At 68.2% G+C, this 10,682-nt stretch carries 11 protein-coding genes; 3 read left to right on the top strand and 8 right to left on the bottom strand.

Annotated elements, in window-relative coordinates; translation table 11 throughout:
* The coding region (atpA, locus tag B2515_RS05620) for a F0F1 ATP synthase subunit alpha (protein WP_293874637.1) at window positions 1–1,197 on the bottom strand (1,197 nt) is incomplete at its 3' end.
* A gap of 6 nt (window positions 1,198–1,203) precedes the next feature.
* Window positions 1,204–1,758, bottom strand: a complete 555-nt coding sequence (locus B2515_RS05615) for a F0F1 ATP synthase subunit delta (protein WP_293874647.1) — start codon at window positions 1,756–1,758, stop codon at window positions 1,204–1,206.
* Between the two features lie 196 nt (window positions 1,759–1,954).
* Between B2515_RS05615 and B2515_RS05610 the strand changes: the two genes are divergently transcribed.
* The 3 genes from B2515_RS05610 to B2515_RS05600 all read left to right on the top strand — a co-directional run bounded on the left by B2515_RS05610 (window position 1,955) and on the right by B2515_RS05600 (window position 4,805).
* Window positions 1,955–2,890, top strand: coding sequence for a hypothetical protein (locus B2515_RS05610; RefSeq protein WP_293874635.1), 936 nt, complete (start codon window positions 1,955–1,957; stop codon window positions 2,888–2,890).
* Between the two features lie 49 nt (window positions 2,891–2,939).
* The gene (gene ada, locus B2515_RS05605) at window positions 2,940–3,965 is read left to right on the top strand and encodes a bifunctional DNA-binding transcriptional regulator/O6-methylguanine-DNA methyltransferase Ada (protein ID WP_293874633.1); all 1,026 of its coding nucleotides are present in this window, start codon (window positions 2,940–2,942) and stop codon (window positions 3,963–3,965) included.
* A 342-nt stretch (window positions 3,966–4,307) separates the two neighbouring features.
* The gene (locus tag B2515_RS05600) at window positions 4,308–4,805 is read left to right on the top strand and encodes a MucR family transcriptional regulator (protein WP_293874631.1); all 498 of its coding nucleotides are present in this window, start codon (window positions 4,308–4,310) and stop codon (window positions 4,803–4,805) included.
* A 120-nt stretch (window positions 4,806–4,925) separates the two neighbouring features.
* Here B2515_RS05600 and B2515_RS05595 read toward each other — a convergent pair whose 3' ends face one another.
* From B2515_RS05595 to B2515_RS05570, 6 genes are all read right to left on the bottom strand, one after another.
* The gene (locus tag B2515_RS05595) at window positions 4,926–5,831 is read right to left on the bottom strand and encodes a flagellar motor protein MotB (RefSeq protein ID WP_293874630.1); all 906 of its coding nucleotides are present in this window, start codon (window positions 5,829–5,831) and stop codon (window positions 4,926–4,928) included.
* 19 nt (window positions 5,832–5,850) lie between these two features.
* Window positions 5,851–6,714: a flagellar motor stator protein MotA gene (gene motA, locus B2515_RS05590; RefSeq protein WP_293874629.1), complete on the bottom strand. Its 864-nt coding sequence runs from the start codon at window positions 6,712–6,714 to the stop codon at window positions 5,851–5,853.
* Between the two features lie 180 nt (window positions 6,715–6,894).
* A complete protein-coding gene (flgL, locus tag B2515_RS05585; protein WP_293874627.1) occupies window positions 6,895–7,797 on the bottom strand; it encodes a flagellar hook-associated protein FlgL in 903 nt (300 codons plus the stop codon).
* 8 nt (window positions 7,798–7,805) lie between these two features.
* Window positions 7,806–9,170, bottom strand: coding sequence for a flagellar hook-associated protein FlgK (gene flgK / locus B2515_RS05580; RefSeq protein ID WP_293874625.1), 1,365 nt, complete (start codon window positions 9,168–9,170; stop codon window positions 7,806–7,808).
* Window positions 9,167–9,487, bottom strand: a complete 321-nt coding sequence (locus tag B2515_RS05575) for a rod-binding protein (RefSeq protein WP_293874624.1) — start codon at window positions 9,485–9,487, stop codon at window positions 9,167–9,169. Before B2515_RS05575 ends, flgK begins: the two co-directional genes overlap by 4 nt.
* Window positions 9,484–10,581, bottom strand: coding sequence for a flagellar basal body P-ring protein FlgI (locus B2515_RS05570; protein ID WP_293874623.1), 1,098 nt, complete (start codon window positions 10,579–10,581; stop codon window positions 9,484–9,486). The genes B2515_RS05575 and B2515_RS05570 overlap by 4 nt, the downstream gene beginning before the upstream one ends.
* Window positions 10,582–10,682: the final 101 nt, after the last annotated feature.

Below are 10,682 nucleotides of genomic sequence, written 5' to 3'. Positions count from 1 at the left end.
CTCGCGATACTGGGCCAGCTCCAGCTTGATCGAGCCGGCAACCTGCTTCATCGCCTTGATCTGCGCGGCGGAACCGACGCGCGACACCGACAGACCGACGTTCACCGCCGGACGGACGCCCTTATATAACAGCTCGGTCTCGAGGAAGATCTGCCCGTCAGTGATCGAGATCACGTTGGTCGGAATGTAGGCCGACACGTCGCCCGCCTGCGTCTCGATGATCGGCAGCGCGGTCAGCGAACCGCCGCCATTGGCGTCCGACATCTTGGCGGCGCGCTCCAGCAGGCGGCTGTGCAGGTAGAAGACGTCGCCCGGATAGGCTTCGCGGCCCGGCGGACGGCGCAGCAGCAGCGACATCTGGCGATAGGCGACCGCCTGCTTCGACAGATCGTCGAACACGATCAGCGCATGCATGCCGTTGTCGCGGAAATATTCGCCCATCGCGGTGCCGGTATAGGGCGCGAGGAACTGCAGCGGTGCCGGCTCCGACGCGGTCGCGGCGACGACGATGGAATAGTCCATCGCGCCATTCTCTTCGAGCGTCTTGACGAGCTGCGCGACGGTCGAACGCTTCTGGCCGACCGCGACATAGACGCAGTACAGCTTCTTGGATTCGTCCGAACCCTGGTTGACCGTCTTCTGGTTGATGAAGGTGTCGATCGCGACCGCCGACTTGCCGGTCTGGCGATCGCCGATGATGAGCTCGCGCTGGCCACGACCGACCGGCACCAGCGCGTCGATCGCCTTCAGGCCCGACTGCATCGGCTCGCTGACCGACTGGCGCGGGATGATGCCCGGTGCCTTGACCTCGACGCGGCTGCGCTTTTCGGCGACGATCGGGCCCTTGCCGTCGATCGGATTGCCGAGGCCATCGACCACGCGGCCGAGCAGGCCCTTGCCGACGGGGACGTCGACGATCGTGCCGGTGCGCTTGACGATGTCGCCTTCGCGGATCTGCGCGTCCGACCCGAAGATCACGACGCCGACGTTGTCGGCCTCGAGGTTGAGCGCCATGCCCTGCACGCCGTTGGCGAATTCGACCATTTCGCCCGCCTGGACGTTGTCGAGGCCGTAGATGCGCGCGATGCCGTCGCCGACGCTGAGCACCTGGCCGGTCTCGGTGACCTGGGCCTCGGTGCCAAAGTTGCTGATCTGGTCCTTGATGACCTTCGAGATTTCTGCGGCGCGGATATCCATCGTGAGTTAGCCCTTCATCGCGTGCGCGAGAGTATTGAGACGGGTGCGGATCGACGAATCGATCATCTGTGAACCGATGCGGACGACGAGGCCGCCGAGCAGCTCCGGATCGACCGACAGGTCGACGGACACCTCGCGGCCCATGCGGGTCCGCAGCTGCTGCTTCAGGTCGCCGAGCTGTTCGTCGGTCAGCGGGTGTGCGCTGGTCACCTCGGCGGCCGCCTCGCCGCGATGGCGGGCGGCGAGCTGGCGGAAGGCGCGCATGATCGCGGGCAGCTGGCCGAGGCGGCGGTTCTCGGCGAGGACGCCGAGGAAATTCCGGGTGGTCGCATCGATGCCGAGGCTGTCGGCGACGCCGAGCACCGCCTTCACCGCGGCGCCGCGGGCGACCAGCGGGCTGGCGGTCAGCGCGCGCAGATCGTCGCTCTGTGCCAGCGCGTCGCGGATGCCCGCCAGGCTCGATTCGACGGTGTCGATGGTCTTCGCATCGCGCGCGAGCTCGAACAGCGCGATCGCATAGCGTCCGCCTAAGCTTGCCTGAATACCGCCGGATGTCTCCACGGAGTCGAAGTCCTCGTACCGAATGTTGGCCCATGGGGAAGAGGGCGCGCGAAAGCGCACCTTTATGGGTGGCGGGCGGCTAGCATGGGGTCGGCGGAAGCGCAAGTATGGCCGATGTCGCACGATGACGGAACCGTCATGTTGCCGCCGTTCAGGATCGCCGGCGTAACGACCGGCGGGCAGGAGGACGGACACGATGCGCGGGCTGGCGGCGATGGTGATCGGCATGGTGTTGGCATCGTCGGCGGCGGCCGAGACGCTGCGGGTCGAGGGCATATTTCCGGCACAGGCGCGCGAGGCGAGCTTCCTGCCGACGATCGCGGTCGGCGCGTTCGCCGGGCCGGACGGCGAGGAGCTCGCCGATGCGATCGAACGGCGGCTGGCGAAGCTTGGCGCCGACGGGCTGCCGCATGTGCGGCTGATCCCGCCGAGCCTGCGGCCGGACGGCATGCTGACCGGGCGCACCGACGTGTCGGTCGCGGACAGCGACTATAGCGAAACGCGCGAACGCTGTGCCGAGAAGAAGGACGGCAAATGCGTCCGCAAGGAAAAGTATCGCGTCGACTGCGTGCGGCGGACGATCGATTTCCGCGCCGACCTGCGGCTGATGCGGCGCAGCGGCGGCGGCCTGCCCTATGCGGTCAGCAAGACGCGCGACGACCGCCACGACTGGTGCGAGGACAGCGGCGTCGCCAGCGACGTCGGCAGCGTCGTCCACGGCTTCGTCGAATCGGTCGCCGCGGAGGTGCGGCTCGACCTCGCACCGCATGCCGAAAACTATACGATCCGCGTGCAGGAGCGGCGCGACGGCCTGCCGCCCGCAGCCGCCGCCCGGTTCAAGGAGGCGGTGCGGCTGACCAAGCGCGACCCGGCCGCCGCCTGTGCCGCCTTCGCCGAAGTGGACCGGATGGCGCCGGATCACGGGTCGACCGTCTTCAACCTCGCGCTCTGCGCCGAGGCGGCGGGCCGCTATGCCGAGGCGGGCGACCGTTACACGCGGGCGCGGCTGTTCGCGCCGAAGGCGGCGGGCGAGGTCAGCAAGGGGCTCGGCCGGGTCGGCGCGCTCGCGGCCGGCGCGCAGGACGTCGCCGCGATGCGCGCACGGCCGCCGGTGATGGGTACGGGACTTTGATCGCAACCGCCGGGATGAGGCGGCACCCGGGATCGCCTATATCCATGGCATGACCATGATCGATCAGGACGCGGCCTGGGCCGCCTTCGCCGCGCGCGACCGGACGCAGGACGGCAGTTTCGTCGCGGCGGTGCGGACCACCGGCATCTATTGCAAGCCGAGCTGCCCCGCCCGCCATCCGCATCGCGCCAACGTCACCTTCCTGCCCGACGGCGCCGCGGCGCGGGCGGCGGGCTATCGCGCCTGCCTGCGCTGCAAGCCCGACGAGGTCGCGCGCGACAGCCGGGCGATCGCCGAGGCGGTGGCGCTGATCGCGGCGGCGAAGGAGGGCATCGGGCTGGCGGCACTGGCGGCGCAGGTCGGCTATGCGCCGCATCATTTCCTGCGCCTATTCCGGCGCGCGACCGGGGTCACGCCCGCCGCCTATGCCCGCGGCCTGCGCGCCGGCCGCGTGGCGGAAGCGCTGCAACGCGACGGCAGCGTCACCGGGGCGATTTACGAGGCCGGCTATGGCGCCGCCAGCCGCTTCTACGCCGACGGCGCACGGCGACTGGGGATGAGCCCCGGTGCCTGGGCGCGCGGCGGTGCGGGGACGACGATCCGCTGGACGGTGGTGGCGACCAGCCTCGGCCCGCTGCTCGTCGCGGCCACCGACCGGGGGCTGTGCCGCGTCGCCTTCGACGAGGATGCCGCGACGCTCGCCCGCCGCTTTCCGCAGGCGACGATCGAGCCGGGCGATGCGGCGCTGGCGACGCTGGCCGCCGACGTGGTCGCGCTGGTCGAGACGCCTGGGCGCGACGCGGCGTTGCCGCTCGACGTGCGCGGCACCGCATTTCAGGAGGCGGTGTGGCAGGCGCTCAAGACGATTCCCCCGGGCGAGACGCGCAGCTATGCCGAACTCGCCGCCGCCGCCGGCCGGCCGGGCGCGGTGCGGGCGGCGGGGACGGCATGCGGCAGCAACCCGCTGGCGGTCGTCGTCCCCTGCCACCGCATCACCCGCAGCGACGGCGGACTCGGCGGCTATGCCTATGGTGTCGCGCGCAAACGCGCGTTGCTGGACCGGGAGCGGCGTTAGGGGCCGGCGAACCGCCGCAACTGTGCCGGCTATAGATGCGGTCCGACGTCGTGCCGGCGCATGACGACGTCATGATGGACACCGGCGATCGCGGCAGCCTGCCGTACGTGCGGCATGTCCTGCCCGTGGCACGGCGAAGCAACCGTTTCGGGTAAAGACAGTATTGTCGTCAAACCCGGTGACGGCAGTTTTTACCGTCACCTGTCACGATTTTGCGGCGCGAAACCTCTCCGCCAGGGGCATAATGTTGTTTTTGCCGTGTCGATCCGTAATTTTGCTGGGTCGACGGGTTGACGCGCAATTTGGTCGGCGTACGGCTGTCGTTGGTCAAAGGAGCAAACTATGACTGATGACACGTCCGAACTGAACGCCGTCGAACTTGCAACCGAATTGACGATTGCTTGGCTCGGCAACCCCAACACCCGCACGTCCGCCGATGAGGTTCCCGCCTTTCTCGGCAAGATGCACGATACCGTATCGGCGCTGCTTGGCGCGACCGGTCCCGCCGCAGAGGTACAGCCCGCCGCCGAATATACGCCGGCGGTTTCGGCGCGAAAGTCTCTCGCGTCGAAGGATCACATCATCTCGATGATCGACGGCAAGCCCTACAAGACCTTGCGCCGTCATCTCGCGACGCACGGCATGACGCCGGCGGAATATCGCGAACGCTATGGCCTGAAGCCCGACTATCCGATGGTCGCCGAGAATTATTCGGAAAGCCGCCGCGCGATGGCCAAGAAGATCGGCCTGGGTCGCAAGCCCGGCGCCCGCAAGGGCGACGATGCCGCCGCCGCCGCGCGCCGTGGCCGCAAGCCGGCGACGGAAACGTCCGAGGCCTGAACCGAACCGGTGTCTGAAATCCCGGCCTGCCTCCCCCAGGGCAGGCCGTCCGGCGCATGACGAAACGCCCGGTGGAGACCAGCTCCGCCGGGCGTTCGCATGTCCGCGCCGTTCGTCGCGTCAGCTGCCGAACACGCCGGTGCGGTACAGCAGGGTGATCGCGACGCGGCGGTTGCGGGGATCGCCCGGATCGTCGGTGATGATCGGCTCGCGGTCCGCGACGCCCTCGATCCGCTCGAACCGCGCTTCCGGAATGCCGCCCAGCGCCAGCCGGCGGCGCGTCGCCTCGGCCCGGCCGGAGGACAGCATCCAGTTGTTCATCGCGCGCGGATCGCCATAAGGCACGCTGTCGGTATGGCCGCGGATCATGATCGTGTTGGGCGTGCCCGCGATCGTGCCGGCGATCATCCCGATCAGTTCCGATGCGCGACTGTCCAGCGCGGTCGTGCCGAGCCCGAACATCGAATAATCGGCATCGTCGACCAGATCGATGCGCAGTCCGTCCTGCGTCGGTACGAAGCGGACGTGGCTGGACAGCTTCGCCAGGCGCGCCGAGCCCTTGATCTGCTTTTCGAGCTGATCCTTGATCGCCTGGAACGCCTGCCGGTCGAGCTGCATCGACGCCGGATTGCGCAGCGAACCCTTGTCGCCGGTGCCGCTCCGCTGCCCGCCCGCCTCGCGCATCGGGATGCCGATCGACGCGATCGGCGCCGCCGCCGCCTTGGGGCCGAGCTTGTTGTTGCTGAGGATCGATTCGCCGCCCAGCACGCCGCTGCCGCCGAGGCCGAGCACCTTCTTGTCGATCAGGGTCGGCGCGAAATAGTCGGCGATGCCCTTGCGCTGCTTTTCGGTGGTCGCCCCGAGCAGCCACAGCAGCAGGAAGAACGCCATCATCGCGGTGACGAAATCGGCATAGGCGACCTTCCACGCGCCGCCGTGATGGCCGCCGTGGCCGCCGTCGATGATCTTCTTGACGATGACGATCTTGGGCGGCTGGTTGGTGCCGTGCGGCGCGGCGCGGGCCATGGTCTATCTGCCCCCTGTCTTACTTGCCGCGCAGGCCATCGAACACCTCGGCGAAGCCGGGCTGGTTCTTGTGCGCGATGCCGGAACGGGCCGCCTCGATCACCAGCGGCTGCGGATGGCCGTGGAGCGAGGCGATGATGATCTGCTTCACCACGTCGTAGATCGCGGCATCGGCGTCGATCACCTGCTTCAGCCGCCCGGCCAGCGGCGACACGATGCCATAGGCGAGCAGCACGCCCATGAACGTGCCGACCAGCGCCGAGCCGATCATCCCGCCGAGCACCGACGGCGGCTTGTCGATCGATCCCATCGTCTTCACGATGCCGAGCACCGCGGCGACGATGCCGAGCGCGGGCAGCGAATCGGCGAGGCTGGACAGCGTCGTGTGCGGCCCCTCGACCTCGTGGTGATGCGTCTTGATCGAATGGTCCATCACCTCCTCGACCGCATGCACGTCGAGCGTGCCCGACGACACCACGACGAGGCGCAGCGTGTCGGCGATCAGGTTGATGAGCGTGTGGTCGGCGAGCAGGCGGGGATATTCGCTGAACACCGCGGACGACTTGGGGTCCTCGACATGCGGTTCGAGCGCGATCGGCCCGTCCATCCGCAGCATCTTCATCAGCTTGCTGACGAGGAAGATGACGTCGAGATAATCCTGCTTCTTGTACTTGGGGCCCTTGAACACCTTGGCGAGGCCACCGCCCATCGCCTTCAGCTCGGTGCCCGAATTGCCGATGATGAGCGCACCGGCGGCCGCGCCGCCGATGATGAGCATCTCGTGCGGGATCGCCTCCATGACGGGGCCGAGGGCACCACCGGTGATGGCGAAGCCGCCGAACACCATGCCGAGAAGGACGACGAGACCGATGGCAGGAAACACTGTGGGATACCCCGTTTGCGCCGGCATGCCGGCAACCCGATGACACCGGGTTAACCGCATTTCCTAGACAAGTGGTTACCAGACCCGAAGGTTTTCGCCGGCGCCTCCCGCCGGCGCACGCCAGGCGCCGCCGGCCCGCCCGGTGCGGGCGGCCCGTCATCCCCGTACCGGTGCGATGCGTTACTTGAGGTAGTCGAACAGCGACAGGCTGGAGAGCTTGCTGAAGCTCGCCTGCGACGCGGACAGTGCGGTCATCAGCTGCTGCAGCTGCACGACCGCCTCGGTGACGTCCACCTGTTCCAGCTGGCCGCGCAGTTCGGACCGGTCGGTGTTGGCGGTGGTCAGCAATTGCTGCTGCAGATCGACCCGCGCGGCGCGCGCGCCCACCGACGACTGGACGTCGGCGATCTGGTCGGTCGAGGCACTCAGCGCGTCGAGCGATTCGGACGTGGCGTCCGACACGTCGCCGCCGGCCTGCAGCGCGGTCGCGAGCCGCGACAGCATCGCCAGCGCATTGTCCGTATCGCCGATCTTGAAGATGCGCTCGGCGCTCTCGGTGGCCTGCACGCTCTGCCCGTCGGCGATCGGCACTTCGGATACCGCGGGTTCGGCGGCGGCGAAGGTGAAGGTGCCGTCGCCATTGTCGGTGACCGCCTTGCCGCCCGCCGCATTGCCGAACAGCGGCTGGCCGCGGACGTTCTTCGCATTCGCAAGCGCCACCATCGATTCGACGATCGATTTCAGTTCGGTGCCGATGATCTTGCGCGTCGCGTCGGTCTGCGTGCCGGTCGCCGCCTGCGTCGCCAGTTCGGTCGCGCGGGTCAATTGCGTGCCGATCTGTCCCAGCACGCTGTCCGCCTGCTGGAGCAGCGACCCGGCCAGCGTCATGTTCGTGCCATAGACGACCGCGTCGGCGTCCTTGCGGTCGAGCTCGGCGATCTGCTGCGACGCGGCGGGGTCGTCGGACGGCTTGATCGTCTTCTTGCCGGTCGAGATCTGCGTCATCAGTTCCGATGCGCGGGCGTTCATCTTGGCCATGCGATTCGACGCATTGCCGTAGAACATGCTGGTGGAGATCTGCATCGCGCGCCCTACCGTATGTCGAGGATGGTCTGCATCGTCTCGCGCGCGATCTGGATCACGCGGCCGGACGCTGCATAGGCCTGTTGGAAGCGGATCAGATCGACCGCCTCGGAATCGAGGTTGACGCCGGTCGCGGTCGACTGCGCGGTCGCGGCGCCGTCGCGGATCGCCGCCTGCGCCTCGGCGATCGTGTTCTTCTGCTTGTAGGCGGTGGCGTTGCCGGTAATCAGCGTGGTCAGCGACGCCTCGAACCCCTTGGTGACGCGCGTCGATTCGAGCGCCGCCAGATTGGACGAATCGCGCACGCCGCCCGCCGGCTTGGTCGGCGTCGCGGCGGAGGCGGCGGCGATCAGCTTGCCGTCGTCGAAATCCTTGTCGATCTGGATATTGGTCGCGGCCCCGGTGACCGAGAACATCGGTTTCCCGGCCAGGCCCGCGCGATCGACGCCGGCGGCCTGGTTGTCGTTCACCGATTTCACGAAATCCTCGGCAACCGCATTCAGCGACTGGCGGATCGCGGCGACGCGCTGCGCGCCGTCGGTGATCCCGGCCAGCGTGCCGCCGCTGGCCGCGATGTCCTTCACCTCGCCGCGGATCGTGACGGAAAAGGCGGCGGTGCCGTCCTGGTTGCGCGAATAGCTGACCGTGCCCGTCGTCGCGCCCTGCACGAACGCCGCCCCCTCGGGGCCGCCGAGCTTGACCGTGGCGCGGCCGATCGTGTCCATCCGCACGTCGATATCGACCATCTCGCTCATCTGCGACAGGATCGTATCGCGCTGGTCCATCAGCTGCGCCGCGGCGGTGCTGCCCGGTTGCGAGCGGCTGATCCCCTCGTTGATCCTGGTCAGCGAATTGCCGAGCGAGGTCAGCGTCTGCGCCGCCTGCGTGCCGGCGGTCTGCAGATCGGCATCGACCTGGTCGAACGCCTTGCCGGTCGCGGTGAACGCCAGCGCGGTCGAGGATGCGGCGCTGAGCATGCCGGTGCGCAGCGCGGTCGAATCGGGTTCCGCGGCCAGCGCCTGCGCCGACCCGAAGAAGGAGGTGACGCGCGCGGTCAGCTGGTTGCCGGTCAGCGCGTTCTGGATACGGTCGAGCCATTCCGCACCCTTGGTGGTGCGCGTGAGGTCGCTGGTCGTGGCGCGCAGCGCGGCGGCGGAATAGATGTCGCTCGAACGGTCGACGCCGAGCAGGTAGACGCCGTTGCCGGCACCATAGCCGTTGGTCGATCCGCTGCCGCCGGCGACCTCCGCCAGCATCACCGCGCGGCGCGCATAGCCGACCGTCCCGACGTTGGCGATGTTCTCGCCGACGGTGGCTAGCGCGGTCTGGTACGCGCGGACGCCTGACGCGCCGATCGACAGCATGTCGCTCATTGCGGCGGATCTGCCTTGGACTCGTTAAGATCGCCTTGAGATTTGCTGAGAAAGTCGGTCATCGCCTTGCCGATGCCGAGCGGGGTCGATTCCGACATGCTCTGCGCGACGCGGGCGTCCTGCATCTCGGTGAAGGTATCGAGCGCCTTCGAATCGAACAGCGGGTCGGCCAGTTTCGCCTGGCGCATGCTCTTCAGCATCATGCCGGTGAACACCGCCTCGAACTGCTGGCCGGCCTTCTTGAGGTTGTCGGCGCTCTTCAGCCGCGACGTGTCGGTGGAGATGCCGCCGACGCCGGAGATCGGGAGCCCGCTCACAGGACGATCAATTCCGCCTTGAGGCTGCCGGCTTCCTTGAGCGCCTCGAGGATCGCGACCAGATCGGCAGGCGACGCGCCGATCGCGTTCACGGCCTTGACCACGTCGGCCAGCTTGGGACCGGGGTTGAGCAGGAACATCGGTTTCTTCTCCTCCTCGACCGACACGCTGGATTTCTGCTCCAGCGCGGTCTGGCCCTGGCTGAACGGTGCCGGCTGGCTGATCCGCTGGTTCTCGTCGATGCGCACGGTCAGCTTGCCGTGCGTCACCGCGGCAGGACCCACCCTGACCGCAGAATTGATAACGACCGTTCCGGTGCGAGCATTTACAATTACTTTCGCGGACGGCTCGGCCGAAGTGACGTCGAGGTTCTCGATCATCGACATCAGCGTCGCACGCGTGTCCGCCCCCGGGGGTGCGCGCACCGCGACCGACACGCCGTCGATCGCCTGCGCGGTGCCGAAGCCAAGCTTCGCGTTGATCGCCTGCGCGACGTTCTGCGCGGTGGTGAAGTCCGAGCGGGCGAGGTTGAAGGTCAGCATCGGCGCCGAATCGAACCCGGTGGCGACCGCGCGTTCGACGGTGGCGCCTTCGGGGATGCGGCCGGTCGAGGGCACGTTGACGACGATCTTCGATCCGTCGGCGCCTTCGGCACCCAGCCCGCCGACGGCGAGATTGCCCTGCGCCATCGCATAGATCTGGTTGTCCGCGCCGAGCAGCGGCGTCAGCACCAGACTGCCGCCGCGCAGCGACTTGGCCTTGCCCATCGACGCGACGGTGATGTCGAGCCGCTGCCCCGGCTTGGCGAAGGGCGGCAGTTCGGCGGTGATGAGCACGACGGCGGCGTTCTTCATCCCCGGATTGGCACCGGGCGGCAGCTGCAGGCCGAAGCGCGAGGCGACCGCCTTGAGCGACTGCACGGTATATTCGAGATTGTCGTCGCCGGTGCCGGGCAGGCCGACGACGACGCCGTAACCGGTCAGCTGGTTGGAACGGATGCCCTGGAACCCGCCGAGGTCCTTGATCCGGTCCGCCGACGCGGGCGCGGCGAGCGCGAGGATGGCGACGAGCGCGGCGATGAAGAGGCGGAACATGGTCGCGATACCTGCACCAGAGATGGTTAGCGGGATGTTAAGGCCGCCCTCACCCTTCGCCGCCTTCGGCGTCTCGTCCCTCTCCCGACGGGAGAGGGAAG

Origin of the sequence: Sphingomonas sp. UBA978, from assembly GCF_002292295.1 — a bacterium.
GTDB lineage: Bacteria > Pseudomonadota > Alphaproteobacteria > Sphingomonadales > Sphingomonadaceae > Sphingomonas.
Note: the sequence above shows the minus strand (reverse complement) of the source record. Positions and strands in the feature narration are given on the sequence as shown.